Raw genomic sequence first — 24,753 nt, forward strand, 5'->3', positions numbered from 1 at the left:
TTCAATCGCCTGCGAGGCAATCGAGCAGCGCTTGCCCCATCAACTCCCGACGCCAGCCGCGCAGGGAGTCGGGCAATTGATAAGGACCATTGGGATAGCCGCTTTTCAGCAGGGCTTCCAGGGTTTTCTTGCGCAGCATCAGCTCGGGCACGATATCCAGGCGCTCGCCCTCGCGCTGGCCGACGGCGCGCAGCTTCTTCAGCAAAGCCGAGGCTTCGATGGGCAACGGCTCGGGCAAGGCTTCGGGCCACTGTTCGGGCGGCAGCGCCGCGGCATCATGGATCAGCTGCAGCAGCGTCTCTCCGTCCTGACGCACGGTTTTCGGGTGCATGTCCTCGATGCGCGCCAGCGCCACCAGGTTATCTGGCTGGGTACGGGCCAGTGGCCACAACGAATGCTCGCGCAGGATGCGATTGCGTGGCTGGTTGCGCGCGCGCGCCTCGCGCTCGCGCCAGGCGCACAGCGCGCGCAGCACGGCCTGCTGCTGGCGCGAGAGTTTCCAGGCCAGCTTGGCATCGCGCCAGGCATCTTCCGGAGCGACTTCACGACCAAGATTGGCAACCAGCTCGGCACCGTCCTCCAGAATCCACTCGACCTTCTGCGGCGCCAGGCGGGCCATCAGGGCGCGATACACCTCAACGAGATGCAGCACGTCCTCGGCAGCGTAACGCACCTGCAGCTCAGACAGCGGCCGCTGCAGCCAATCGGAGCGGGTTTCGCCCTTGGGCAGTTCGATATCGAGCAGCGCCTGCACCAGGCGCGAGTAGCCCATGGAGAAACCGAGATTGAGGTAACCAGCCGCCAGTTGCGTGTCGAACAGCGGCGCCGGCAGGCTGCCGGTCAGGCGTAGAAAGACCTCCAGGTCCTCACTGCATGAATGCAGCACCTTGACCACGCCCGGCGCTTCGAGCAGTGCGGCGAACGGCCGCCAGTCGCTGATGCGCAGCGGGTCGATCAGGTAGGCGCCGTCGCCACCGCTGACCTGCAGCAACCCGGCGATGGGATAGAAGGTGTCGACGCGCATGAACTCGGTGTCCAACGCGACGAAGGGCAGCGCCTGCCAGGCAGCGCAATGCTCGGCTAGGCTGGCGTCGTCGAGAATCCAGTGAATGTCGTTAGCCACGCGGCTCTCCCGTTAACGGGCATGCCGCACAGGCACCCCGCATTATCAAATACCTACGCGGCATACCCGCCCCCTCATCCGGCGCTTCGCGCCACCTTCTCCCGGAGGGAGAAAGGCCCTAAGGAAGGCGTCGCTACGCGACTCTCAGGTTAAGAATGCCGCGCAGTATATATGCCCGGGCCAGCGCACGGGGCGACAGCCTGCCGCCGATCACCGGACCTGTGTAATCTGTGGCGCGCACCACCTCCGACACGGAAGAACAACAATGCTGAAGAAACTGCTTGCCCTGATCGTCATACTCCTGGCCGCAGCGGCCAGTTACCTGGCCCTGACCCCCAGCCCGATCGATCCGCTGCCCTGGGACGCCGCGCCCGCTCCGGCGATGACGGGCGCACTGGAGCCCAACGATACCCTGATGAAAGCCGAGCTGCTGGCGCGCGGCCAGGTGCACGGCCCGGAAGACACCGCCGTCGACAGCCAGGGCCGGGTATACGCCGGCCTGCATGACGGCCGCATCGTTCGCGTGCTGGCAGACGACAGCCTGGAAACCTTCGCTGACACCGGCGGCCGCCCGCTGGGCATGAACTTCGACGCCAGTGGCAACCTGATCGTCGCCGACGCCTACAAGGGCCTGCTGAGCATCGACCCGCAGGGCGCGATCAAGGTGCTGACCACCGAGGCTGAAGGCCTGCGTTTCGCCTTCACCGACGACCTGGACATCGCCAGCGACGGCACCATCTACTTCAGCGACGCCTCATCGCGCTTCGAACAGCCGGACTACCTGCTCGACCTGCTCGAGGCCCGTCCTCACGGCCGCCTGCTCAGCTATGACCCGGCCAGTGGCGAAACCCGCGTATTGCTGAAAGACCTGTACTTCGCCAACGGCGTGGCGCTGTCGGCGAACGAGGACTTCGTGCTGGTCAACGAGACCTATCGCTATCGCATCACCCGCTACTGGCTCAAGGGCGACAAGGCCGGCCAGCACGACATCTTCATCGACAACCTGCCGGGCCTGCCGGATAACCTGCAGGGCGACCGCAATGGCACCTTCTGGGTCGCGTTGCCGACCCCGCGCAAGGCCGACGCCGACTTCATCCATCGCCACCCCTGGCTCAAGGCGCAACTGGCCAAACTGCCGCGCGCGCTGTGGCCGAAAGCGATCCCTTACGGCTTCGCCATCGCCCTCAACGAGAACGGCGAGATCGTCCGCAGCCTGCATGACACCAGTGGCACCCATCTACGCATGGTCACCTCGGTGAAGCCGGTAGGCGACTACCTGTACTTCGGTAGCCTGGACAACGATCGCATCGGCAAACTGCAGATTCACTGAGAGTCTGCCCACGATCTTTCGACGAGATTCCACCTGCGAATAGCGGTAAAAAGGCGAAGCAGTCATTCGCGGTGGTGCGGTGGCGCGTCATGTTGGTGGGCTGAAGCGGATCGCCGCCCGGCCCATCCTACGGTAGGGTGGGCTTCAGCCCACCAAATCGAAAGGCTGCAGGCTCAGACCTTCTGGGCAATCCAGATGGTATGTCGCGTGCCCCTGTTGCCATGGGCATACACCTGCACCGCCTCGCCCTTGAAGCCCGCCTTGCGCACCTTCTCCGAAAATGCCCGGTCGGCGCTGGACGACCACACTGCCAGCATGCCCTTGGGCCTCAGCGCCTTGGCACACTGACGCAGGCCGTCCATGCTGTACAGCCAGTCATTACCCTTCTGGGTCAACCCTTCGGGGCCGTTGTCGACGTCCAGCATGATCGCGTCGTAGCACTGCTCGGCAGCCTGCAGCACCTTGGCGACGTCCTCCTGAATGATCACTGCACGCGGGTCATGCAACGGATAACCGGACTTCGCCCCCAGTGGGCCACAGTTCCACTCGACCACCCCGGGCACCAGCTCGGCCACTGCCACCTCGGCGTCAGGCCCAAGGTGCTGTAGCGCCGAGGCCAGGGTAAAGCCCATGCCCAACCCGCCGATCAACACCCGTACCCGTGGGCGACTGGCGATCTGCTTGCAGGGAATTGCGGCCAGGGCATCTTCCGAGCCGTGCATGCGCGTATTCATCAGTTGCCCGCCATCACCACCGGCGATCTTGATGACGAAGTCTTCCCCATGCTCAAACAGGTTCAGCGCACCATTCGCACCCGGGATCGGAGCGGTATCGAGCAAGACAAAACGTTTCATGCAGAACCAAGACCTGTGTAGCGAGCGTGAGGGCAGGCAGCATGCCTGAATCGGCCGGGCAGCACAGCCCCACCAGAAACGACGAGGCCCCGCGTTCTCACGCGGGGCCTCGAGTCTACTGTGATGAGCTCAGACCACGCCTTGCGCCAGCATCGCATCGGCCACTTTGACGAAGCCGGCGATATTGGCGCCCTTGACGTAGTTGATGCGACCGTTCTCTTCCCCGTGATGGACGCAGGCATGGTGGATGTTCTGCATGATGCCGTGCAGACGCTCGTCCACCTCGCCGGCGCTCCAGTGCAGGCGCATGGCGTTCTGGCTCATTTCCAGGCCGCTGGTGGCCACGCCACCGGCGTTGGACGCTTTGCCTGGTGCGTAGCAGATGCCGGCCCCGACGAACAGGTCCACCGCTTCCAGGGTCGAAGGCATATTGGCGCCTTCGGCCACGCAGATGCAGCCGTTCTTCAGCAGCGCGCGAGCATCCTCAGCGTCCAGTTCGTTCTGCGTCGCGCAGGGCAAAGCGATATCGCAGGCCAGGCCCCACGGACGCTGCCCGGCGAGGAACTGCAGACCATAGTACTCAGCCATCTCGCGCAGGCGGCCACGACGCACGTTCTTCAGGTCCATCAGGTACAACCACTGCTCATCGCTCAGGCCGCCCTCGGCGTACAACGTGCCTTCGGAGTCGGATACGGAGATGACCCGGCCACCCAGCTCCATCACCTTCTGCGCCGCGTACTGGGCGACGTTGCCGGAACCGGAGATGGCCACGCGCTTGTCCTCGAAACCCTGATCGATGCGCTTGAGCATCTCCTGGGCGAAGTACACGCAGCCATAGCCGGTGGCTTCCGGGCGGATCAGGCTGCCGCCGTAGCTCAGGCCCTTGCCGGTCAGCACCGAGGTGAACTGGTTGGACAGGCGCTTGTACTGGCCGAACAGGTAGCCGATCTCGCGGCCACCTACGCCAATATCACCAGCCGGCACATCGAGATCGGCACCGATATGGCGATACAGTTCAGTCATGAACGACTGACAGAAGCGCATCACCTCGCCCTCGCTCTTGCCCTTGGGGTCGAAGTCCGAGCCGCCCTTGCCGCCGCCCATGGGCAACGAGGTCAGCGAGTTTTTGAACACCTGCTCGAAGGCGAGGAACTTGAGCACGCCCAGGTTGACCGAGGGGTGGAAACGCAGACCGCCCTTGTACGGACCGATGACGCTGCTCATCTGGATACGGTAGCCGCGGTTAACCTGCACCTGGCCACGGTCGTCGACCCACGGCACGCGAAACAGGATGGCCCGTTCCGGCTCGACCATACGCTCGAGAATGCCGGCCTCGCGATAGCGCGGACTGGCTTCGAGGAAGGGCCATAGGCTGCGCACCACCTCCTCCACCGCCTGGTGGAACTCGGGCTGGTCAGGATCGCGCTGTTTCAGGCGCGCCAGGAAAGAATCAACGGACAACGACATGCGGCACCTCGACACCACAAAAACAAAGTGGCCGGCACTCTATCAGGCGGCAAAGCACCAAAACAGATCAAAATGTCGCCTTGATGAAACTTCTTAGTGCATTTACTCGCACAGCAAGACTGGATACGGCTCTATAACGCGACTCTAATGGCCTTATGGCGCACCAAAACAACACCAGCGCTGCACGTATTTTGCCCCCATCTGACCTGCTGCGCACGACGGGGCCACGGTGCGATCTCAATGGAGGATCGAACAGCAGGCTAGGCGGTATGATCGGGCAAACGTTGCTACGACACAGGAGGCACCATGCCACTCGCTCAACTGATCAGCACGGAACAACTTCAACAACGTCTAGGGCAGGAAAACCTGCTGATCCTGGACTGCCGCTTTGCCCTCGAAGACCCGGCCTACGGCCGCCGCAGCTACCTTGATGGGCATATTCCAGGCGCCCACTTCCTCGACCTCGAACAGGACTTGTCCGCGCCAGTGGTCAAGGGCGTCACCGGCCGTCACCCGCTTCCCGACCCGAGCGCACTGGTAGAACGCCTGCGCAGCTGCGGCCTGAAGGCGGACAGCCAGGTGGTGCTGTATGACGATGGCCCCGGCGCCTTCGCCGCGCGCGCCTGGTGGTTGCTGTTGTGGCTGGGCAAACGTGATGGCCTGTACCTGCTCGATGGCGGCCTGAAAGCCTGGCGTGAAGCCGGCCAGGAGTTGACCACAGCGGCACCGAGCAATGCCCCCGGTGATTTTTCCGCGCAGCCCGATAACAGCCTGCTGCTGACGGCCGATCAACTGGCCCAGCGTTTGGGCAACCCGGACCTGACCCTGCTCGATGCGCGGGCACTACCGCGCTTTCGAGGCGAGGTCGAGCCGCTCGACCCGGTCGCCGGGCACATCCCCGGCGCGCAATGCGCCGTGTTCACCGACAACCTGGGTAACGATGGCCGCTTCCTTGCGCCGACCGCCTTGCGCGAGCGCTTCGACAAACTGCGCGGAGAACGTCCCCTGGAAAATCTGGTGGCTTATTGCGGCTCCGGCGTCACCGCCTGCCACAACCTGTTCGCCATGAACCTCGCCGGCTACCCCTTGGCACCGCTCTATGCGGGGTCCTGGAGCGAATGGATCACCGATCCGGCACGTCCGGTTGCTACCGGCCAATGAACAGCGGTTTAAGCACGAATCGAAATATGCCTAATAGCTCAAGTCAGTAATCAATTTAAAAACAGACCGTTACCGCTTAAATATCGCACTAGGCTTGAGAATGAGCGGCTAACTCCGCTCCCGGTGGAGTCTTTATCGAACAACGATCAGAAGCACGGCCCCCACCGGCACCTTCCGCGAGGATGCAATGGGAATAGCCGCCTGCGATCTCAGCCAGCACGTGATCCGCCCGACCCTTGTCTACCTGCAGCGCCACAGCAACAGCGCCGAAGCCCTGCTACTCGGAACTGCCGCTTGCCAGTCGGCGCTGGGCAGCGCGCTGGATACGCCGCAAGGTCATGGCTTGTATCGCATCAGCGAACCGACCCACCAGATGCTCTGGGATCAATACCTGGCCTTCGATCCGGAGCTTGCCAGCCGTGTTCGCGGCCTTGCCAGCCAACACGCGTTTCTCGAGGCGCCGCACCTCGAACTGACGGTCAACCTGCGCTATGCAACGGCCATTGCCTGGCTGCTGATCGAGCAGGAAAAGCTGACGCTGCCGGCCGCCGATGACGTACTGGCCATGGGCCGAATTTGGTGCAAGGTTTTTCAGCCGCAGGCAAGTCAACAGGATTTCCTCGAGACCTGGCAGCGCTGCATCACCCCAGTGAGCCGGGTAGCCTGACCATTCAATCAGGAAATAAACTTCGTATTTTTCATACCTATTTGCAGAAATTGTCTGACAATCCACTCAATATCATTGAATTTGTTTGCCTTGGCAGGGAGCGGGAAAAACGGTAGCGTGCGCCGCTCGCCTCACCACAGGAGCCTCCCCCGTGAGCAAACGCCTTCTCAAGACCGGCCTGGCAGTTGCCATCACCGCCACCTCGGGCCATGGTTTCGCCAGCGGCTTCGCCCTCAACGAACAAAGCATTTCCGGCATGGGTACCTCCTTCGCCGGCCGCTCATCGTTCGCCGATGACGCCAGCACCGTGTTTGGCAACCCGGCCGGCATGTCCCGCCTCAAGCGCGACGAAGTGTATGTAGGGGCGGCGGCGATTCATGCCAAGAGCGATATCAGCCACGCCAGCGCCAACGCCGGCCCTGCGACACTGGCAGGCAGCAACGACGGCAATATGGTGCCGACCACCGGCGTACCCATGGGTTATTACGTCAAACCGCTGGACGACAAGGTCGCCTTCGGTCTCGGTGTCTACGTGCCCTTCGGCCTGATGACCGACTACGAGCGCACGTTCCAGGGCCGCTACTACGCCGACAAGAGCTATTTACGGGTGATCACCGTGCAGCCGACCTTGAGCTATCGCTTCAACGACAAGCTGTCGGTCGGTTTCGGCCCGACCTTCAACCACATCGAAGGGGAACTGAGCTCCTCGCTGCTCAACCCGGGCAACAGCGATGGCAAAGTGAGGGTCAAAGGCGACGACACCGCCGTCGGCTTCAACGCCGGTGTGCTCTACGAGTTCACCCCGAACACCCGCGCAGGCGTGACCTACCATTCGCGCGTGAAGTACGAACTGGAGGGCGATACCCGTGTTTCCGGTAACGGTGCACTGGCTGCTATCGCCGGCAAGTACGACGCCAATCTGGGGCTGACTACGCCCGAGTCGGTGGACATGTCCATCACCCACAAGCTGACCGATGCGCTGACGCTGTATGTCGGCAGCACCTGGACGCGCTGGAGCCGCTTCAAGGAAATCCGCGTGGAGAACAATTCCGCAACGCTGCCGGCCAACCTCTCCACCATCGTCGAAGAGCAGAACTGGCACGACGCCTGGGCCCATGCAGTCGGTCTGTCGTACAAGGTCAGCCCGCAGTGGACGCTACGCACCGGTATCGCCATCGACCAGTCGCCGACCAACAACGTCGACCGCTCGCCGCGCGTGCCCTCCGGTGACCGCACCATCTTCAGCGTCGGCGCCGGCTGGAGCCCCAACCAGGACATGACCATCGACGTGGCCTATTCCTACCTGCAGGAAGAGTCAGTGGACGTGAACCACGTCAGCGCTACCCGTGGCACCTACAGTGCGCGCTACAAGAACAGCGCTCATGGCCTGGGGGCTTCACTCAGCTATCGTTTCTAATCGCAGCGCAGCATTGGCTAACAGCCCATTGAAAACTACTTCGGCTTTGGCTTCCTGCGTCGCTCTACCTCCTGCATCCATGCAGTCGTGCGTTGCCATTGCTGCGTTAAAAACAGCCTCGCGTGCGAGCCCAGTCAAAATGCTCATTTACAACGCGTAAACTGCGCTTTTTCGGCTGTTTTTGCGGGGCCGCCATCGGTATTGCACTGACTGCCTCGCCTACGTTTTCAACAGCCTGTTACACTCACGCGGCAGAACAACAATAAAAGCCGCGTGAGAACATCATGACTGCCCTCTGCACCACCCTGCCCGACAATCTTCGCCTGCTGCTGGTCGACGACCACCGCATCTTTCTCGACGGCCTCTCCCTGGCCTTGTCGCCACTGAGCCAGAACCTGCAGATCCACACCGCGCACAGCGCTGCAGAAGCGGAGCAGTGCCTGCGCCAGCATGACTACGACCTGGTCCTGCTCGACCTGCGCCTGCCTGACGAACCCGGCATCGAACTGTTGCAGCGCTGGCTGGCGCGCGGCGAGAGCACACCGGTGGCGATTCTCAGCGCCAGTGACTCCGCGCTAGAGGCGCAGGCGGCGCTGGCCGCCGGTGCGCTCGGCTTCATCCCCAAGAGCTCCGATGGCAACGCACTGCGCCAGGCAGTGACCCGCGTCTTGCTGGGCGAAATCCTGCCGGCGCCAAGCAGCTCATCACCGCTGACACCCAGGCAGTTGGAAATTCTCCAGTTATTGGCAGAAGGCTTGCCGAACAAGGCCATCAGCCGCGAGCTGGGTCTGGCCGAAGACACGGTGAAAACGCACCTCAAGGCGCTGTTCGAAACCTTCGCCGTGCATACCCGCACCGCCTGCGTCAGCGCTGCCCGTCAGCGCGGCTGGCTGTGATCAGGTGAGTGCCTGGCGTGCCTGCAACTGAGTGGCCAGCACCTGGCGCAAACGCGCCGGCAACAGGGGCTTGCCCAAGGGAATGACGTGCGCCGGCAGGCAGCGTTCATGCAGTTCCGGGCTCAGATCAGCAGTGATCAACAACGCCGGCAACATCTGCCCTGCCGCCTCGCGCAGTCGCTCGATGGCCTGCAGCCCGTCGCCCCGCTCGGCTAACCGATAGTCGCTGATCAGCAACTGCGGCGCCTCCTGGCGCAGAGCCTGCAGCGCACTGGCCAGATCGGCGCAGGCCTGCACCTCGCAACCCCAGCGACGCAGCAAGCCGGCCAGGGCTTCGCGCCCAGTGGCGTCGTCTTCGAGCAACAGGATGCGCCCGCGCAACGCCAGCGCAGCATCAACGCGTGGTGCCGGCGCCGGTACCTCGGCCAACGGCAGGCGCAGGACGAAACGCGCACCGCCGTCAGGTCGGGAATGCAGCCGCAGGGGATGCTCCAGCACCTCAGCCAGCTGCCGCACGATGGCCAGACCGAGACCGAGTCCGCGCTCGGCATTACGCCCGGGATTGTCCAACTGACGGAACTCCTCGAACACCAACGCCTGTTCCGCTTCGCTGAGACCGCGGCCATCGTCCGCCACCTCCAACACGATTGCGTCGCCGTCACGCCGCACACTCAGCTTCAGGTGCTGCGCCTGTGCGTGCAGCAGGACATTGTTGAGCAGATTGCGCAGCAGTCGCTCCAGCAACAGCGGATCGCTGTACACCCCGTAGTCGTCACAGTGCAGCTCAAGTTGCAGCCCTTGTTGCTGCGCCTCTGGAGCCACTTCGGCAATCAGCCGCTCAAGCAATGGGCGCAGGGCGAACACATGTGGCCTGGCCTGCACGCCACCGGGCAAGGTCAGGCGGGTGTAGTCGAGCAACGATTGCAGCAGACGCCCCAGCTGCTCTACCGAAGCGGCCAGACTCGCGCTGATGCGCCGGGTTTGCTGATCACCGCCCTGTTCCGGCAGGTGTTCGGCGTATAACCCCATGGCGTTGAGCGGCTGGCGTAGGTCGTGACTGGCAGCCGCCAGCAGACGCAACTTGCGCGCGTCATCGGCTTCGGCGCGCTGGCGCGCCAGGTCGAGCAGGCGCAGGTTCAGCCAGGCACCGCGCTGACCGTGCTCCTGCATATAAGCACCGACGCTGCCGATCAGGTTGGCACAGAACAGAAACAGGCCCTGGTAGGCCAGCTCACCGCCGGTTTCGCCGAACAGCACACCCACACCGATGAACAACAGGCAGAAGCTCCAGCTGCACAGACTGATCGCGCGGAACGACAGCCCAAGCAGGGCGTAGCCGAACAACAGGACGAGGAACAGGCCGTCGTAGGGCATCGCCACGCCCTGCTGCCAGCACAGGTGCACGATCAGCGCGACGCTGACACCGTTAACCCAGTAGGCCGCGGCATAGACCAATGGCACCCTGGCAGGCGGTGCCTCGATCCGGCGACAGTAGAAAAAGGACAGCGCCAACACCGCCAGTGCGAGCAGGCGCAGCGGTAGCACCGTGAGACTGACCGTCAGCGGCATCAGCAGAAAATCCAGCAGCGCATAGATCAGCTGGAACAAGGCTGCCGTGGGGGCGATCAGGGGCAGACGCCGACGAATGCGCTGCACCCGATGCTCGGCAAAACCCGCCTCCAGCTCGGCGACGAAACGCAGCGAGCGATAGCCTCGGCGCTGCTGGGCCAGCAGCAGGCGCTCGCTCATGGGGAGCATCCGTCAGGGGTCGAGCGGCTCCGGCTGCTTCGCGGCAATGGCGTCATAGGTTTCCACACGGTGTCGGTCTTCACTGCTGAACAGCCGCTCGCGCAACTGGCGCTGCAGTTGCTCGCCATCCGCCTCGCTCAGCCCCCGACCTTGCAGGCTGGCCAACTCATTGCGATAGGCCTGGTAATGCTGCTGCCAGTCGCGCTCGCGACGCTGCTCATCGAGCAGGCGCTGCACGGTGTCATTGAAGGCAGCGACACTGGCGACGTGCACCCGGGCGCCATCGCGCTCGAGGTTCCAGGGAATGGTAGGAAGTAATTGACCAGCCCGCCGATAGTTGGCCTAGGCCTCGACGGCGCCAAGCAGAGCGAGTGTTGCCAGGGCAGCGGTATAGACGCGACGCATGGGTGCCTCCTTATTGTTCTTGTAGGGCACGCCGGGTGAACTGCCTCCGGCTCCTGGCCAGTCTAGGCAGGCAGACGGACACGGCCCATCGCCCAGATGGGTGAAGGGCCTTGAAGCGGGACGGCTCAGAGCCTGTTCAGAGACTCTCAGGGTTGCGAGGCGATCGCCTTTTCTACGGCGGCAATCAGCTCGGGATCGTCAGGCTTGGTCAGACTGGAGAAACTCGCCACCACCTTGCCCTGACGGTCGACCACGTACTTGAAGAAGTTCCAGCGCGGCTGGCGGCTCTGCTCGGCCAGGCCCTTGAACAACGGGATGGCATTGGCACCGGAAACCGGCTGCGGCTCGGTCATGGCGAAGGTCACGCCGTAGTTGACGTAGCAGACGGTGGCCGTTTCCTTGCTATCGGCGGATTCCTGGCGGAAGTCGTCGGACGGCACGCCCAGTACTTCCAGGCCCTGATCCTTGTACCGCTGGTAAAGCGCTTCAAGCCCTTTGAATTGCGGGGTGAAGCCGCAAAAGCTGGCGGTATTGACCACCACCAGCGGCTTGCCCGAGAACTGACAGAGCTCGATGTTTTCACCTTTGGCGCGCAGCTTGGGCAGTTCGCCCTGGAGCATGGCCGGACACTCTGCGGCCAGCGCCGGCAACGCCAGGCTGGACAGCAACAGGGAACAGGCAAGAGGGCGAAGAGACATGGCGGTGACCTCAGGCGATGACGCGATTCCACCACGCTACTCGCAGGCCCAGACGCAAGCAACTAGCAGATACCGACGCCCAACTGCAGCAACGCCAACCCACCCTGGCGCCAGCCCCACCAGGCCAGCGCCAACAGTAGACCAAAGCCCAGCGTCAGGCCGGCGAACAGCAGTACCCTGTGGCTCACGCCGGCGCACCTTGCAGCCGCGCCACCGGCACCTCACGCACCGGCCAGTTCAGCGCGGCAGCCATCACACTCAGGCCAATGGCGATCTGCCAGACCAGGTCGTAGCTGCCAGTGGTGTCGTAGAGGTAGCCGCCCAGCCAGCCACCGAGGAAGGAACCGATCTGGTGGAACAGGAAGACGATACCGCCGAGCATCGACAGGTTGCGCACGCCGAACAGGGTCGCCACGGTACCGTTGGTAAGCGGCACGGTCGACAGCCACAGCAGGCCCATGGCGATACCGAACAGGTAGGCACTCCACTGCGTCAGCGGTGCCACCAAAAACAGCGTGATCACCACCCCACGCAGCAGATACAGCGCACTGAGCAGGCGCGGCTTGGACATGCGTCCACCGAGCCAGCCGGCGATGTAGGTGCCGAAGATATTGAACAGGCCGACCAGCGCCAGCACCGTGGTACCGGTCAACGCCGGCAGATGGTGATCGACCAGATAGGCCGGCAGGTGCACGGCGACGAATACCACCTGAAAGCCGCAGACGAAAAAGCCCAGCGCCAGCAGCCAGAAACCGGAGTGACTGGTGGCCTCACGCAGCGCTTCGACCAGCGTCTGCTGCGGACCATTGGTCACTGGTGGCGGCGTCTCCTTGATCATCGCCGCCAGCGGAATCATCAACGCCACCAGCAGCCCCAAGGCCAGCAGTGCTGCCGACCAGCCGAGCCAACCGATCAGACCGAGCGTGCCCGGCAGCATGGCGAATTGACCGAAGGAGCCGGCCGCCGCAGCGATGCCCATGGCCATGCTGCGCTTTTCCACCGGCACGGCGCGACCGACCACGCCGAGAATCACCGAGAACGACGTGCCGGACAGACCGATGCCGATCAGCAGACCTGCGCTCAGCGACAACGACAGCGGCGAGTCGGCCATGCCCATGCACACCAGGCCCAGCACGTAGAGCACGCCGCCGATGACGATGGCCTTGCGCGCGCCGAAACGGTCGGCCAGCGCACCGGTGATCGGCTGGGCCAGACCCCAGATCAGGTTCTGCAGGGCGATGGCGAAGGCGAACACCTCACGGCCCCAGCCGAATTCCGCACTCATTGGCGGCAGGAACAGGCCGAAACCATGGCGCGTGCCGAGCGACAGCGCCAGGATCAGCGACGCGCCGAGCAGCAGCCAGGTGGTTGAACGCCATGTAGTTGTCATCGGTATCTCCAGCGGACGGTCGCCTGCGACCGTGTAGGCAGTGATGCGGCCTTCAGGCCAGTTCTTCGAGCAGCCTCATCAGCTCGGCACGGCGATCTGCGCCTAACCGGGCATTGAGTTCACGCTGCACCTGTTCCCATAGTGGCAGCGCCTGTTCGATGCGTTGCAGGCCGGCTTCTGTGAGCCGTACCTCGCGAGCGCGCAAATCGCGCCCTTCTCCCAGTTGCACCAGCCCCTGTTCCTCCAGCACCCGCAGATTGCGCCCGAGCGTGCTGCGATCGAGCCCCATGGCGTCGGCGAGCAGGGAAATGCTCGGTTGACCGAGCCGCTGCACATGACGCAACAGGGAAAACTGCGCGGCACCGAGCCCGACGGCCGCGAGGGCATCGTCGTAACGGCGGGTGACACCACGGCTGGCGCGGCGCAGTTGGGTACAGAGACAGGAGGTCGGCAACATGGATACAGGTATATACCCGCATCAGCGATGGGCACTCATACAGTTGCCCACCGCCTCGCCATAACAGTTGAGGTCAGAGACTCAGGGCCAGCGTCAGGAGCACGGCGCACTCGGCCAGCTCGACCAGTGCACCGGCGGTATCTCCGGTGGTGCCGCCCAGGCGTAGCAGCAACGCGCGACGCAGCCAGACGAACAGCAGCAATGCCGTGGTCAACGCCAGCAGCCCCGCCCAGCCGAACAGCAGCATGCCCAGTAGATGCACGCCCAGCACCCAGGGCAGTTGCCCGCGCGGCAGATGATCGACCAGGGCCTGACCCAGCCCACCGGCCCGCACGTAGGGCGTGGTTGCCAGCAGCAACGGCAACAGGCTGCGCCCCAGCCAGGGCAGCAGCAACAGGTAGATGCCGTGCCCGGCCTGCAGGAGCGTGAACAATGTGGCGAACTTGAGCAGTAACAGCAGCACCAGCACCACCACGGCGATAGGGCCGCTGCGCGGGTCCTTCATGATCGTCAGAGTGCGCTCGCGATCACCGAAACCGCCGACCCAGGCATCAGCGGTATCGGCCAGGCCGTCCAGATGCAGACCGCCGCTCAACCCCACCCACAGCGCCAGAATGATCGCCGCCTGCAATAACGCCGGTGTCGGCCCCAACAACAGATGGGCGCCCCACAGCAGCAGACCGAGCAGCAGCCCCACTAACGGGTACCAAAGCAGCGAGCGCCCCACCTGCTCGGGGGTCGGCATGCCCGGCAGGCTGACCGGCAGACGAGTGAGGAACTGCAAGGCGATCAGCAACGCGATCATGGCAACTCCGCCAGTTGCCCATCGGCATCCAGGCGCAGACGAAAACGCTGGGCATAGCCGACGTTGACCTGCAGCAGATCCTGACGTGGCAGGCCGCGCGCACGCGCCAATAGCAGGCGCATCACACCGCCGTGAGTGATCAGCAGCAGCCGCTCTCCCGTGTGGCGCTGCTGCAAGCGCCGCAAGGCAGCCAGCACACGCGCCTCGAACTGCAGCAACGGCTCGCCATTAGGCGGCGTGAACGCATAGGGATCGGCCCAGAAGCGACCCAGCGCCTCAGCATCGCTGTCCATCAGCTGGGCAGCAGTGCGCCCTTCCCAATCACCGAAATGCAGCTCTTGCAGATCCGCCTCGAAGTGCAGCGGCAAGGCATTGGCCAGCGCGACTTCCTCGGCAAAACGCGCGCAGCGCTGCAGTGGCGAGCTGATCAGGCGATCCCAGGGGCCGGCGCCCTGCACCGCTGCGCGCAGTTGCGCCCAGCCCTGCTCGGTCAGCGCATCATCCAGGCTGCCACGCAGCCCACCGCCCAGCTCGGTTTCACCGTGACGCAGCAATTCCAGATGCAGCATCAGCTCGGCCTTTCGGCGACGGCCGCTTCGGCGAAGGTCGCCATCTGTCCGTGCAGGGCGCAGGCCAGGCGCAGCAACGGCACGGCCAATGCAGCACCACTGCCTTCACCCAGACGCAAGCCCAGCTCCAGTAGCGGCTCCGCTTCCAGCGCCTGCAGCACACGCACATGACCGGGCTCGGCACCGTGATGGGCAAACAGCAGCCAGTCGCGGCAGCCAGGGTTCAGGCGCACGGCGAGCAAGGCCGCAACGCTGCAGATAAAGCCATCGACCAATACCGCCATGCCTTGCTGCGCGGCGGCCAGGTAGGCGCCGGTGAGTGCAGCGATCTCAAATCCGCCCAGGTGGATCAGCGCCTGCAATGGCCCGTCGATCTGCGCCCGGTGCAGGGCCAACGCGGCATCGATCACCCGCGCCTTGTGCGCCACACCCGCGCCATCCAATCCAGTACCGGGCCCTGCCAGTTCGCTCGCCGGGCAATCCAACAGCCAGCAGGCCAGCGCTGCCGCCGCAGTGGTATTGCCGATGCCCATCTCGCCACCGACGAACAGATCACAACCAACGGCACGCGCGCGTTGGATGCTGTCGCGGCCAGCTTCCAGGCAAATCATCGCCTGGGCCAGGGTCATGGCCGGATCACGGGCGAAGTTCTGCGTACCGGCACCGACCTGCAGATGACGCACGCCTGGCAGCGGCGGCAAGGGTGCGGCAGTACCCAGGTCGATCACCTCGAGCGCCGCATCCAACTGACGCGCGAGCACACTGATCGCCGCACCGCCAGTGACGAAGTTGGCCAGCATCTGCCCCGTCACCGCTTGCGGATAGGCGGAAATGCCCTCGGCCACCACGCCATGGTCACCGGCAAAGATGGCGATCCACAGCTTGTCCAGGCTCGGCCGCTCGCGCCCCTGCAGCGCTGCCAAGTGAATAGCCAGTGCTTCCAAGCGGCCGAGCGAACCCGTGGGTTTGGTCAACTGCTGTTGCCGCGTTTCGGCCTTGGCCCTTGCAACATGATCGAGCGGCTGACACGGCCCTTGCCACCATTGCAGACTCATAACGCATCCCCCTTGAGCACCATGGGCAGCCCGGCCACGGTGAACAGCACACGCTGGCTGCGCTCGGCCAGCGCCTGGTGCAGCCAGCCGGCCTCATCGACATAACGGCGAGTCAGCTCGCCCAGCGGCACCACGCCCAGCCCGGTTTCGTTGCTGACCAACAGGATGCGTCCTGGCAACCCATCCACACAACCGAGCAACAGCTCGCGCTCAGCCTCAAGCCGCGCCGAATCCTCCAGCATCAGTAGATTGGTCAGCCACAGGGTCAGGCAGTCCACCAACAGGCAACGACCGGGCGCAGCCTGTTCGCGCAGCACACGGGCCAGCGCCAGCGGCTCCTCGACCAACGCCCAGTGCGCCGGGCGACGCGCGCGATGCTGAGCGACGCGCGCATTCATCTCGCCATCGAGCGGCTGGCTGGTGGCAATGTAGACGACCTCCAACCCGGACTCGTCGGCCAGCTTCTCGGCCAGCCGGCTCTTGCCGGAACGAGCACCGCCGAGGATCAATTCAAGCATCTTCACTCCGTAGGGTGCGCTGTGCGCACCATTTCAAAACCTGCGGCTGCCGCGCGCCCTACCCCAGGCCGCAAAGCGCCTTGAGTTTTTCGGTATCCAGGTGCAATTCCACCTGATCGGCCAGGCGTTCGATATCGCGCTCGCGCAGCGCCTGGTAATCCACCGTCTGCACCTCACGCAGCCCGGCCCAGCGCAACAACACGGCGAGCGCCGAGGGTTGCTCGAACAGGCCATGCAAGTAAGTAGCAAGCACCTGCCCATCGGCGCTGAGGCCCCCGTCACTGCGGCCGTCATCGAGTTGCACGGCGCCGTTGAGGCCCGGACCACGACTGACGCCGGCATGAATCTCGTAGCCGCTGACATCAGCCTGCTCCAGGCACAGCCGACCGCGGACGTTACGCAGCTGTTTTTCCGGCTCAAGCAGCGTCTCGAAATCCAGCAGGCCGAGGCCCTCGCTGCTGCCGGCAGCGCCTTCCAGGCCATGCGGGTCGTGAATCTGCCGGCCGAGCATCTGCAGGCCGCCACAAATACCCAGAACCTTGCCGCCGTATCGCAGGTGGCGGGCAATGGCGGCGTCCCAGCCCTGCTCGCGCAGCCGTGCGAGATCGGCGCGCACGCTCTTGGAGCCGGGCAGGATGATCAGATCCGCCGGGGGAATGGCTTGCCCCGGCCCGACGAAGGTCAGCTGCACCTGTGGGTGCAGGCGCAACGGATCGAAATCGGTGTGGTTGCTGATGCGCGGTAATACTGGCACCACCACGCGCAAGGCCTGTTCGTCCTTGGCCTGCTGGCGGGTATCGACGGCGTCTTCGGCTTCCAGGTGGAAATCCATCAGATACGGCAGCACGCCGAGCACCGGCTTGCCGGTACGCTGCTCGAGCCAGTCCAACCCCGGTTTGAGCAACGCAATGTCACCCCGAAAGCGATTGATCACGAAGCCCTGGACACGCGCCTGCTCGCTCGGGCTGAGTAGTTCCAGGGTGCCGACCAGATGGGCGAACACGCCGCCCTTGTCGATATCGGCAATCAGAATCACCGGGCAATCCACCGCTTCGGCGAAGCCCATGTTGGCGATGTCGCCGGCGCGCAGGTTGATCTCGGCGGGCGAGCCGGCGCCTTCGACCAGCACCAGTTCATGGCGCTCCAGCAACCGTGCATGGGATTCCAGTACCGCTGCCATGGCCACCGGCTTGTAGCCGTGATAGGTCAGCGCCTGCATGTTGCCGATGGCGCGACCGTGGATGATCACCTGGGCACCCATGTCGCTGTTGGGCTTGAGCAGCACCGGGTTCATGTCGGTGTGCGGCTCCAGGCCGGCGGCCTGTGCCTGCACCGCCTGCGCGCGGCCGATCTCGCCGCCGTCGGCGGTCACGGCGGAATTGAGTGCCATGTTCTGTGGTTTGAACGGTGCCACGGAAATGCCCTGGCGCCGCGCCCAGCGGCACAGTGCCGTCACCAGCGTGCTCTTGCCGGCGTCGGAGGTGGTGCCCTGCACCATCAAGGTCGGCATCAGGGCGTTTCCTCGAGGTTCGCCAGCATCGGCGCGCACTCAAGCAGCCCCTGCTCCAGACGCAACCAGCCACATTCGTCGGCCGGCAGGCCGAAGCGCAGGCTGTCCAGCTCGGCGAACAGCCGCACCAGAATGCCGCGCCGCGCCAGCAGCTCGGCGCAGGGCACGGCGCGACGGGTGCAGCAGAACTGGAACAGCGATGAGCCACCGGTCGACGGCAAGCCACAGTCACGCAGCAGCGCCTTGAGGCGCTCGCCGTCAGCCAGCAGGCGCTCACGCTGGCGGCGCTGCCCCTCACCATCGACCAACAAGCTGAGCGCCACGCTGCGCGCCGGGCCGCTGACGGCCCAGGGCCCGAGCAGCGCCTCCAGCTCATCCAGCAAGGCCTGTGCGGCCAGGACAAAGCCCAGACGCAGACCGGCCAGGCCGAAGAACTTGCCGAACGAGCGCAGCACGATCAGCCCCGGCATGTCGCTGTAGGCGGCCAGGCTGTGCTCCGGCGTGCAATCGATGAAGGCTTCGTCGACCACCAGCCAGCCGCCGCGCTCGGCCAGTTCATTGTGCCAGTCGAGCAGGCGCGCCGGCTCGATCAGGCGGCCGGTCGGATTGTTCGGGTTGACCACCAGCAACACATCCAGGTGCGGCAGCGCGCGATGCACCGAACCCTCACTGAGTTTGGTGACACGATGGCCTTCACGACGCCAGGCCGCGGCGTGCTCGGCGTAAGTGGGCGCGATGATGCCGACGCTGGCATTGCGGCGCAGACGTGGCAGAGTCTGGATCGCCGCTTGCGAACCGGCTACCGGCAGCAGGCTGACGGCGCCGTAGTAGTCGCGCGCCGCCTGCTCCAGGCCGTCATCCGCCTCAGGCAGGCGCGCCCAGGCAGCCCCCGGTACAACCGGCAGATCCCAGCCGTAGGGCGCGACACCGGTGGACAGATCCAGCCAGTCCTCCAGGGGGATGCCGTAGCGCTGCGCGGCGGCGCGCAGTCGACCTCCATGCTCAAGCAACCCAAACCTCCCACAGCGTCAGAATCACCAACCACAAACCCACGCCAGCGACGACCCGATTCATTGCCCGCTCGATATCCCGTGCCTGCGGCGGCGGGCCTTCGCCCAGTTGCGGGCGCTCATGCCGCTCGCCGTGATACTCCGCCGCGCCGCCCAGGCTTACACCCAAACTGCCTGCGCCAGACGCCATTACCGGGCCGGCATTGGGACTGTCCCACAAGGGTGCCTGCCTACGCCAGCAGCGCAGCGCCAGAGCCGTACGCCCAAGCAGTGCATAGGTCAGCGCCACCAGGCGCGCCGGGATGTAATTGAGCAGGTCATCGATCTTCGCCGCCGCCCAGCCAAAGCGCTCGAAGCGTTCGTTGCGGTAACCCCACATGGCGTCGAGGGTATTGCTCAGGCGGTACAGCACGACGCCGGGGGCACCGGCGACGATGAACCAGAACAAGGCGGCGAATACCGCATCGGAGCCATTCTCCAGCACCGACTCGGTGCCGGCGCGAGCCACACCGGTGGCATCCAGTTCGGCGGTATTGCGGCTGACCATCCAGCCGACGCGCTCGCGCGCCAGGGCCAGGTCGCCCAGACGCAGCGCGCGGGCCACCGGCTGTGCGTGCTCATACAGGCTGCGCAGGCCAAGGGCGAAGTACAGGGCGAAGATCTCCACCGCCCAGCCAAACGAGCTGACCTGCACCAGCAGCCAGGTGATGAAGGTCAGCGGCAGCACTGCCAGGCACCAGGCCGTCACGCCATGGCTGCGCCAGCCACCACCAGCGGGATTGAAACGCTGCTCCAGGCGCCCGGCCAGGCGGCCGAAGGCGACCAGCGGATGCGCGCGGCGTGGCTCGCCCAGCACGGCATCCAGCGCCACGCCGGCACAGGTGATCAGCGCCAGGCTCATCGTTCACTCACCAGAGGATCCCCATCGATTCTCGAACAGCAATTCGGACAGCGGCCGGGGCGTGGCCCAGCCCTCTTCCACCAGCATCGGTTTCTCGTAGAAGGCGTGCACCGGCCCCAGGCACAGCAGCGCCACCGGCTTGCTGCCAGCCGGCATGTCCAGCAGCCCGGCCAGCGCCTCGGGGTCGAACAACGACACCCAGCCCAGGCCCAGCCCTTCGGCCCGCGCGGCCAGCCACAGATTCTGAATGGCGCAGGCCACCGAAGCCATATCCATTTCCGGCAACGTGCGTCGCCCGAAGACATGCGCCTCGCGCCCCTCCATCAGCGCCACCGCCAGCAGCTCGGCGCAATCGCGGATGCCTTCGACCTTGAGCCGCATGAACTCATCCGAACGCTCGCCCAGGGCTTCGGCGGTGCGAACGCGCTCCGCCTCCACCAACGCATGGGCCGCCTCACGCAATTGCGGATCGCTGATACGAAGAAAGCGCCACGGCTGCATCAGGCCGACGCTGGGCGCATGGTGCGCCGCTTCGAGCAGTCGCGCCAACACCTCGGCAGGCACCTGTCCGCCAACGAAGTGGCGCATGTCGCGGCGCTCGGCGATGGCGCGGTACACCGCCGCACGCTCTGCTGGAGTGAAGGCATGCTCGCTCATGGACGCAGCAGCGCAGCGGCCGCCTCCGGATTGGACGGCAGATAGAAGTGGATATAGCTGGCCGTCAGTCGCCCCAAACGATACACCGCCTCGGCCACCGGCTTGCCGTTCGGGCAGCGGCCGAGCGTCAGAGGCTGCAATGGACTCTCCAGGCGCGAGTGGTGGTAACTGTGGCCGCGCAACTCGCCTTCCGGCAGTGTCACTTCCTGCAGGGCCAGTGCCGTCAGCCGTGGCTGCAAAGCCGCACTGCCGCTGAGCAGGCCAAGCATGCGGCCACTGCCGCCCTGCTTGTCGCGCAGCTCATCGAGCAAATAGAGCATGCCGCCACACTCGGCGAGCAGTGGCTTGCCGGCCTGGTGATGGGCACGGATCGCCGTAGCCATGGCCTGATTGCCCTCCAGCTCTGCCAGGTACAGCTCGGGATAACCGCCAGGCAAGTAGAGACTGTCCACGTCCGGCAGCGCTTGATCGGTCAGCGGCGAGAAATAGCGCAGCTCAGCCCCCAGTGCCTGCAGCAGGTCGAGATTGGCCTGATAAAGGAAGGCGAACGCGGCATCGCACGCCACACCGATGCGCACACCGTTGAGCAAGGGCGCAGGTTCGTCGATCTGCGGCGCAGCGAAGCTCACCGCCGGCGGTAGATCGACATCGGCGCTGGCCGCCAAGGCATCGGCGGCGGCGTCCAGGCGTGCATCCAGATCGGCCAGCTCAGCTGCCTGCACCAGGCCCAGATGCCGACTCGGCAACTCCACCGCGGCACTGCGCGGCAAGGCGCCGAACCAGCGAATGGTCGATGGCAAGGCATCGCGCAGAATATCGCCATGGCGCGTACTGGCGACGCGGTTGCCGAGCACTCCGGCAAACGGCAGATCCGGCTGGAAGGTGGCCAGGCCATGAGCCAGGGCGCCAAAGGTCTGGGCCATGGCCGCACCGTCGATCACGCCCAGCACCGGCACGCCGAAGTGACGGGCCAAATCGGCCGCCGACGGTTTGCCGTCGAACAAACCCATGACCCCTTCGATCAGGATCAGATCGGCCTCGCCCGCGGCCTGCCACAACAGCCGGCGGCTCTCCGCCTCACCCACCATGGCCAGGTCGAGCTGGTACACCGGCGCGCCGCTGGCACGGGCATGGATCATCGGATCGAGAAAGTCCGGGCCGCACTTGAACACCCGCACCCGACGCCCTTGACGCGTATGCAGGCGCGCCAGCGCGGCGGTGACGGTGGTCTTACCCTGACCCGAAGCCGGCGCAGCAATCAGCAGCGCCGGGCAGTGACGTGCTTCCATCAAAATTCGATGCCCTTCTGCGCCTTCACCCCGGACTTGAACGCATGCTTGACCAGGCTCATCTCGGTGACCGTGTCAGCCGCCTCGATCATCCCCGGCAACGCGCCACGGCCGGTCACCACCACGTGCTGCAACAGCGGCCGCGCCTCGATATCGGCCAGCACCGGCTCCAGTTCGAGATAGCCGTGCTTGAGTGCGATGTTCAGCTCGTCCAGCACCACCAGGCCGACGGTTTCGTCACTGAGCAGACGCCGGGCGACCGCCCAGGCTGCCTGCGCCTTGGCGATGTCGCGCTGACGATCCTGGGTTTCCCAGGTGAAGCCTTCACCCATCACGTGATAGCTGACTTCCTCGGGGAAACGGCGGAAGAAGGTTTCTTCACCAGTGCTGGCCGCGCCCTTGATGAACTGCACCACGCCGACCTTGAGGCCATGACCGAGGGCACGCGCGACCATGCCGAAGGCGCTGCTGCTCTTGCCCTTGCCATTGCCGCTGTGCACCAGCAACAGGCCGTATTGGTCCTGGGCCTGGGCGATCTTCTCGTCGATCAGGGCTTTCTTGCGCTGCATGCGCGCCTTGTGGCGGGCATCGCGCTCGGTGGACTCGCTCATGCTGTGCTCCTGTACGTCAGGCACCCGCGCCGCCTGTTCATCGAACAGTACGAACGGCAATGAGGAAGAATCGCGATGATCCGCACGCACTCATCCAGGCGCCAATGGCTGGTCAGGCGAGCGGAAGACGAAAAAACACGAACACCCCGGTCAAACCGGAGCGTTAGCCGGACAGCGCCCTCCGCGATGCCGTGAAACTGCGACAGGCCGGTCTCCGGGCTTGTGAGCGAACCATGGGTTCGACGCCGCGCCTTCCCGTGCATAGCACAGTGGCTTTGCAGACTGCGTGAAAACTACTGCGCTCGGCCATGCGGCGTTAAAAACAGTCTCGTGCGCGAGTCCGATCAAAATGCTCATTTACAGCTCGTAAAGTCGAGCGCGACTCCGACCATTTTTCGCCTGTTTTTGCCTTGCCTGACCTTCGCTCGCTACGTTTTCACACGGTCTGCTTAAGCAGCGTTTGACTCACCTACCGTTGCGGGGGCAGCGCCGGCATTGGAACCGGCTTCCCTGTTTCACCCCTTGGCCGCCACTCACAGCGACTCGGGGCACCTGAAGCAAGGCGCGCAGGGTAGAGGCTGGCAGCCCTGCGCGTCAACGCCAACGCCACTCAATGCCTGGGTGTGAAACCTGGCGGTTTGCTCGCCAGCCACTCGACGAAGGTACGCAGGCGCTCATCTCCCAACAAGGCCTCGCGACTGTTGAAGGTCAGCGCCAGCTCCTTTTCACTGAACAGCCGGTGGATCTGGTTATGACAAGCACGGCAGAGCCACAGCGTGGCGGTAATTCGTTCCTGACGAGGATACCGCCTCTGTACGTAAGCCTTGTCGTGTAGTGACTTGGGAATCAGGTGATGGCGGGTCAAGGCCACAGGCCGTGCACAAAACTCGCAGGCCTCAGGTTGAGGCGGCAGGCGAATGGGGTCGGCCATAAACGAAAGCTCAGGGGTTGCGAGCGAGCTCTGGAGTGATAACACGCTTGGCGTCGAGATAGACACGCTGCCAGTAGACGTTGTCGAGGCTGTCCAGACGAACCGTGCCACCACTGGACGGCGCATGCACGAAACGCCCATCCCCCACATAGATACCGGCATGACTGACAGTGCGCCCGCCATTGGTGGCGAAGAACACCAGATCACCACTTTGCAGGGCGTCACGACGAACATCTGGCGTACGCATCGCACTCAGCTCACGAGTAGAACGCGGCAGGCTGATGCCAGCGGCATCACGATAGACATAGCCGATCAGGCCACTGCAGTCGAAACCGCCATCCGGTGTATTACCACCGTAGCGATAGGGTGTTCCAACCAGGCCAAGCGCGCGAAACAGCACATCTTCGGCACCGCCCTGATAGGACGAAGAAGCAATTGGCGGCGTGTAGGCAGGCTGAGGAGAAGGGGCGCGACTGCTACAGGCACTCAGTAGCAGAACAAGAGAAATTACAGCGACACGGGTCGTGACGGGCATAAGCGAGGCGATCCTGAGCCTGAATGCGCCCTACTCTGCCCGAGACACGACGAACGGCGCAACCCTGGGGTTACGCCGTGAAACATCAGGGATGACGCCTGGCTGCGACTTGATCGTCCACTGGCGCCAGCGCCAGTACGCGCTTGGCTTGCAGGTAGCTGCGATTCCAGTAACTGTCATCCAGGCTATCGATGCGCACACCACCGCTGCGGCTGCTGCTGGAGTGGATGAACTGATCATCACCCAGGTAGATGCCGGCATGACTGACGCGACCACGACCACGATCATTGAACAGGATCAGATCACCCGGTTCCAGATCGGCGCGCGCCACCTTCGGCGCATCGAGGTTGATCAGCTCACGCGTGGAACGCGGCAGTTCCAGGCCGACTTCCTCGCGGAACAGGTAGCCGATAAAACCGCTGCAATCAAAACCTGACTGTACCGAGCTACCGCCGTAGCGATAACGGGTACCGATCAGCGAACGCCCGAGATCGAGCAGGCTGTCGGCCAGTTGCGGCATTTCATAGGGTTGATCGTCGATCAGCGCGTTGATCTCATCATCGGCAGGTTCATCCTGCTCGATCATCAGGCGAGTCACAGGTTCGACTGCTGCATCGCTGATCGGTTGCTGCGGTTGCGTCTGCGGCGCATGGCCGGCACAGGCAGCGAGAAAGACTGTGAGTGCAATAGGCACGAGGGGTGCGAAGCGTTTTAGCATGGGCACGACCGTGTCGAGTGAATTTAACAA

General features: G+C 64.4%; 27 protein-coding genes and 1 riboswitch. Of the genes, 5 read left to right on the plus strand and 22 right to left on the minus strand.

Features of this window, described 5'->3' with window-relative positions; genetic code table 11:
- Window position 1 precedes the first annotated feature (1 nt).
- Window positions 2-1,123, minus strand: coding sequence for a ribonuclease D (rnd, locus tag PSOLE_RS12350; RefSeq protein WP_074858949.1), 1,122 nt, complete (start codon window positions 1,121-1,123; stop codon window positions 2-4).
- Between the two features lie 268 nt (window positions 1,124-1,391).
- Here rnd and PSOLE_RS12355 point away from each other — a divergent pair, with 268 nt between their 5' ends.
- The gene (locus PSOLE_RS12355; protein WP_088339318.1) at window positions 1,392-2,453 is read left to right on the plus strand and encodes an SMP-30/gluconolactonase/LRE family protein; all 1,062 of its coding nucleotides are present in this window, start codon (window positions 1,392-1,394) and stop codon (window positions 2,451-2,453) included.
- Between the two features lie 173 nt (window positions 2,454-2,626).
- Here the strand turns inward: PSOLE_RS12355 and PSOLE_RS12360 are convergent, their stop codons facing one another.
- On the minus strand, window positions 2,627-3,307 hold the full coding sequence (locus PSOLE_RS12360) for a spermidine synthase (protein WP_074858942.1): 681 nt from the start codon (window positions 3,305-3,307) through the stop codon (window positions 2,627-2,629).
- 129 nt (window positions 3,308-3,436) lie between these two features.
- A complete protein-coding gene (gene gdhA / locus PSOLE_RS12365; protein ID WP_074858941.1) occupies window positions 3,437-4,774 on the minus strand; it encodes an NADP-specific glutamate dehydrogenase in 1,338 nt (445 codons plus the stop codon).
- A gap of 306 nt (window positions 4,775-5,080) precedes the next feature.
- Between gdhA and PSOLE_RS12370 the strand changes: the two genes are divergently transcribed.
- The 4 genes from PSOLE_RS12370 (at window position 5,081) to PSOLE_RS12385 (ending at window position 8,915) form a co-directional block, all read left to right on the plus strand.
- Entirely contained in the window at window positions 5,081-5,935 is an 855-nt protein-coding gene (locus PSOLE_RS12370) for a sulfurtransferase (RefSeq protein ID WP_074858939.1), read from the plus strand.
- Window positions 5,936-6,122: 187 nt separating this feature from the next.
- On the plus strand, window positions 6,123-6,602 hold the full coding sequence (locus tag PSOLE_RS12375) for a hypothetical protein (RefSeq protein WP_074858937.1): 480 nt from the start codon (window positions 6,123-6,125) through the stop codon (window positions 6,600-6,602).
- Between the two features lie 151 nt (window positions 6,603-6,753).
- Window positions 6,754-8,019, plus strand: a complete 1,266-nt coding sequence (locus tag PSOLE_RS12380) for an OmpP1/FadL family transporter (RefSeq protein ID WP_074858934.1) — start codon at window positions 6,754-6,756, stop codon at window positions 8,017-8,019.
- A 284-nt stretch (window positions 8,020-8,303) separates the two neighbouring features.
- Entirely contained in the window at window positions 8,304-8,915 is a 612-nt protein-coding gene (locus PSOLE_RS12385) for a response regulator transcription factor (protein WP_074858930.1), read from the plus strand.
- Here PSOLE_RS12385 and PSOLE_RS12390 read toward each other — a convergent pair whose 3' ends face one another.
- The 19 genes from PSOLE_RS12390 to PSOLE_RS12475 form a co-directional block, all read right to left on the minus strand.
- Window positions 8,916-10,664: a hybrid sensor histidine kinase/response regulator gene (locus PSOLE_RS12390; protein WP_074858927.1), complete on the minus strand. Its 1,749-nt coding sequence runs from the start codon at window positions 10,662-10,664 to the stop codon at window positions 8,916-8,918. It abuts the gene before it with no gap.
- Window positions 10,665-10,676: 12 nt separating this feature from the next.
- Window positions 10,677-10,937 carry a lipase secretion chaperone gene (locus PSOLE_RS12395; RefSeq protein WP_244185560.1) on the minus strand — a complete coding sequence of 87 codons (261 nt, stop codon included), beginning with the start codon at window positions 10,935-10,937 and terminating at the stop codon, window positions 10,677-10,679.
- A 278-nt stretch (window positions 10,938-11,215) separates the two neighbouring features.
- Complete coding sequence (locus tag PSOLE_RS12400; protein WP_003461700.1) at window positions 11,216-11,767, minus strand: glutathione peroxidase; 552 nt, start codon at window positions 11,765-11,767, stop codon at window positions 11,216-11,218.
- A gap of 62 nt (window positions 11,768-11,829) precedes the next feature.
- Window positions 11,830-11,955, minus strand: coding sequence for a hypothetical protein (locus tag PSOLE_RS24940; RefSeq protein ID WP_021490053.1), 126 nt, complete (start codon window positions 11,953-11,955; stop codon window positions 11,830-11,832).
- Window positions 11,952-13,157 (minus strand): MFS transporter, encoded by a 1,206-nt coding sequence (locus PSOLE_RS12405; RefSeq protein WP_074858924.1) that lies wholly within the window; start codon window positions 13,155-13,157, stop codon window positions 11,952-11,954. Before PSOLE_RS12405 ends, PSOLE_RS24940 begins: the two co-directional genes overlap by 4 nt.
- Before the next feature lie 52 nt (window positions 13,158-13,209).
- The gene (locus PSOLE_RS12410; RefSeq protein ID WP_074858922.1) at window positions 13,210-13,614 is read right to left on the minus strand and encodes a MarR family winged helix-turn-helix transcriptional regulator; all 405 of its coding nucleotides are present in this window, start codon (window positions 13,612-13,614) and stop codon (window positions 13,210-13,212) included.
- Between the two features lie 73 nt (window positions 13,615-13,687).
- Entirely contained in the window at window positions 13,688-14,419 is a 732-nt protein-coding gene (locus tag PSOLE_RS12415) for an adenosylcobinamide-GDP ribazoletransferase (protein WP_074858919.1), read from the minus strand.
- Complete coding sequence (gene cobC / locus PSOLE_RS12420) at window positions 14,416-14,988, minus strand: alpha-ribazole phosphatase family protein (protein WP_074858916.1); 573 nt, start codon at window positions 14,986-14,988, stop codon at window positions 14,416-14,418. Before cobC ends, PSOLE_RS12415 begins: the two co-directional genes overlap by 4 nt.
- Window positions 14,988-16,043 carry a nicotinate-nucleotide--dimethylbenzimidazole phosphoribosyltransferase gene (cobT, locus tag PSOLE_RS12425; protein ID WP_074858913.1) on the minus strand — a complete coding sequence of 352 codons (1,056 nt, stop codon included), beginning with the start codon at window positions 16,041-16,043 and terminating at the stop codon, window positions 14,988-14,990. The genes cobC and cobT overlap by 1 nt, the downstream gene beginning before the upstream one ends.
- The gene (gene cobU / locus PSOLE_RS12430; protein WP_074858911.1) at window positions 16,040-16,561 is read right to left on the minus strand and encodes a bifunctional adenosylcobinamide kinase/adenosylcobinamide-phosphate guanylyltransferase; all 522 of its coding nucleotides are present in this window, start codon (window positions 16,559-16,561) and stop codon (window positions 16,040-16,042) included. Before cobU ends, cobT begins: the two co-directional genes overlap by 4 nt.
- A 58-nt stretch (window positions 16,562-16,619) precedes the next feature.
- The gene (locus tag PSOLE_RS12435; RefSeq protein ID WP_074858908.1) at window positions 16,620-18,071 is read right to left on the minus strand and encodes a cobyric acid synthase; all 1,452 of its coding nucleotides are present in this window, start codon (window positions 18,069-18,071) and stop codon (window positions 16,620-16,622) included.
- Window positions 18,071-19,081, minus strand: a complete 1,011-nt coding sequence (cobD, locus tag PSOLE_RS12440; RefSeq protein ID WP_074858905.1) for a threonine-phosphate decarboxylase CobD — start codon at window positions 19,079-19,081, stop codon at window positions 18,071-18,073. Before cobD ends, PSOLE_RS12435 begins: the two co-directional genes overlap by 1 nt.
- Window positions 19,074-19,982 (minus strand): adenosylcobinamide-phosphate synthase CbiB, encoded by a 909-nt coding sequence (gene cbiB / locus PSOLE_RS12445; protein ID WP_003461717.1) that lies wholly within the window; start codon window positions 19,980-19,982, stop codon window positions 19,074-19,076. Before cbiB ends, cobD begins: the two co-directional genes overlap by 8 nt.
- Before the next feature lie 3 nt (window positions 19,983-19,985).
- A complete protein-coding gene (gene bluB / locus PSOLE_RS12450) occupies window positions 19,986-20,639 on the minus strand; it encodes a 5,6-dimethylbenzimidazole synthase (protein WP_003461719.1) in 654 nt (217 codons plus the stop codon).
- On the minus strand, window positions 20,636-21,928 hold the full coding sequence (locus PSOLE_RS12455) for a cobyrinate a,c-diamide synthase (RefSeq protein WP_003461721.1): 1,293 nt from the start codon (window positions 21,926-21,928) through the stop codon (window positions 20,636-20,638). The genes bluB and PSOLE_RS12455 overlap by 4 nt, the downstream gene beginning before the upstream one ends.
- Window positions 21,928-22,539: a cob(I)yrinic acid a,c-diamide adenosyltransferase gene (cobO, locus tag PSOLE_RS12460; RefSeq protein WP_003461722.1), complete on the minus strand. Its 612-nt coding sequence runs from the start codon at window positions 22,537-22,539 to the stop codon at window positions 21,928-21,930. The genes PSOLE_RS12455 and cobO overlap by 1 nt, the downstream gene beginning before the upstream one ends.
- Window positions 22,540-22,974: 435 nt before the next feature.
- Window positions 22,975-23,110, minus strand: a riboswitch (cobalamin riboswitch).
- Between the two features lie 39 nt (window positions 23,111-23,149).
- The gene (locus PSOLE_RS12465; RefSeq protein ID WP_039964784.1) at window positions 23,150-23,470 is read right to left on the minus strand and encodes a hypothetical protein; all 321 of its coding nucleotides are present in this window, start codon (window positions 23,468-23,470) and stop codon (window positions 23,150-23,152) included.
- A gap of 10 nt (window positions 23,471-23,480) precedes the next feature.
- Window positions 23,481-24,005, minus strand: coding sequence for an NlpC/P60 family protein (locus PSOLE_RS12470; protein WP_003461723.1), 525 nt, complete (start codon window positions 24,003-24,005; stop codon window positions 23,481-23,483).
- A gap of 85 nt (window positions 24,006-24,090) precedes the next feature.
- Window positions 24,091-24,723, minus strand: a complete 633-nt coding sequence (locus tag PSOLE_RS12475; protein WP_074858902.1) for a C40 family peptidase — start codon at window positions 24,721-24,723, stop codon at window positions 24,091-24,093.
- Window positions 24,724-24,753 lie beyond the last annotated feature (30 nt).

The sequence above is a fragment of the Pseudomonas oleovorans subsp. oleovorans genome (assembly GCF_002197815.1).
Taxonomy (GTDB): domain Bacteria; phylum Pseudomonadota; class Gammaproteobacteria; order Pseudomonadales; family Pseudomonadaceae; genus Aquipseudomonas; species Aquipseudomonas oleovorans.

What these genes read in the sequence shown, in the direction of transcription:
- PSOLE_RS12360 (WP_074858942.1), bottom strand. Translation starts at nt 3,307, where the DNA reads ATGAAACGTTTTGTCTTGCTCGATACCGCTCCGATCCCGGGTGCGAAT.
- gdhA (WP_074858941.1), bottom strand. Translation starts at nt 4,774, where the DNA reads ATGTCGTTGTCCGTTGATTCTTTCCTGGCGCGCCTGAAACAGCGCGAT.
- PSOLE_RS12370 (WP_074858939.1), top strand. Translation starts at nt 5,081, where the DNA reads ATGCCACTCGCTCAACTGATCAGCACGGAACAACTTCAACAACGTCTA.
- PSOLE_RS12375 (WP_074858937.1), top strand. Translation starts at nt 6,123, where the DNA reads ATGGGAATAGCCGCCTGCGATCTCAGCCAGCACGTGATCCGCCCGACC.
- PSOLE_RS12385 (WP_074858930.1), top strand. Translation starts at nt 8,304, where the DNA reads ATGACTGCCCTCTGCACCACCCTGCCCGACAATCTTCGCCTGCTGCTG.
- PSOLE_RS12390 (WP_074858927.1), bottom strand. Translation starts at nt 10,664, where the DNA reads ATGAGCGAGCGCCTGCTGCTGGCCCAGCAGCGCCGAGGCTATCGCTCG.
- PSOLE_RS12400 (WP_003461700.1), bottom strand. Translation starts at nt 11,767, where the DNA reads ATGTCTCTTCGCCCTCTTGCCTGTTCCCTGTTGCTGTCCAGCCTGGCG.
- PSOLE_RS12405 (WP_074858924.1), bottom strand. Translation starts at nt 13,157, where the DNA reads ATGACAACTACATGGCGTTCAACCACCTGGCTGCTGCTCGGCGCGTCG.
- PSOLE_RS12410 (WP_074858922.1), bottom strand. Translation starts at nt 13,614, where the DNA reads ATGTTGCCGACCTCCTGTCTCTGTACCCAACTGCGCCGCGCCAGCCGT.
- PSOLE_RS12415 (WP_074858919.1), bottom strand. Translation starts at nt 14,419, where the DNA reads ATGATCGCGTTGCTGATCGCCTTGCAGTTCCTCACTCGTCTGCCGGTC.
- cobC (WP_074858916.1), bottom strand. Translation starts at nt 14,988, where the DNA reads ATGCTGCATCTGGAATTGCTGCGTCACGGTGAAACCGAGCTGGGCGGT.
- cobT (WP_074858913.1), bottom strand. Translation starts at nt 16,043, where the DNA reads ATGAGTCTGCAATGGTGGCAAGGGCCGTGTCAGCCGCTCGATCATGTT.
- cobU (WP_074858911.1), bottom strand. Translation starts at nt 16,561, where the DNA reads ATGCTTGAATTGATCCTCGGCGGTGCTCGTTCCGGCAAGAGCCGGCTG.
- PSOLE_RS12435 (WP_074858908.1), bottom strand. Translation starts at nt 18,071, where the DNA reads ATGCCGACCTTGATGGTGCAGGGCACCACCTCCGACGCCGGCAAGAGC.
- cbiB (WP_003461717.1), bottom strand. Translation starts at nt 19,982, where the DNA reads ATGAGCCTGGCGCTGATCACCTGTGCCGGCGTGGCGCTGGATGCCGTG.
- bluB (WP_003461719.1), bottom strand. Translation starts at nt 20,639, where the DNA reads ATGAGCGAGCATGCCTTCACTCCAGCAGAGCGTGCGGCGGTGTACCGC.
- PSOLE_RS12455 (WP_003461721.1), bottom strand. Translation starts at nt 21,928, where the DNA reads ATGGAAGCACGTCACTGCCCGGCGCTGCTGATTGCTGCGCCGGCTTCG.
- cobO (WP_003461722.1), bottom strand. Translation starts at nt 22,539, where the DNA reads ATGAGCGAGTCCACCGAGCGCGATGCCCGCCACAAGGCGCGCATGCAG.
- PSOLE_RS12465 (WP_039964784.1), bottom strand. Translation starts at nt 23,470, where the DNA reads ATGGCCGACCCCATTCGCCTGCCGCCTCAACCTGAGGCCTGCGAGTTT.
- PSOLE_RS12470 (WP_003461723.1), bottom strand. Translation starts at nt 24,005, where the DNA reads ATGCCCGTCACGACCCGTGTCGCTGTAATTTCTCTTGTTCTGCTACTG.
- PSOLE_RS12475 (WP_074858902.1), bottom strand. Translation starts at nt 24,723, where the DNA reads ATGCTAAAACGCTTCGCACCCCTCGTGCCTATTGCACTCACAGTCTTT.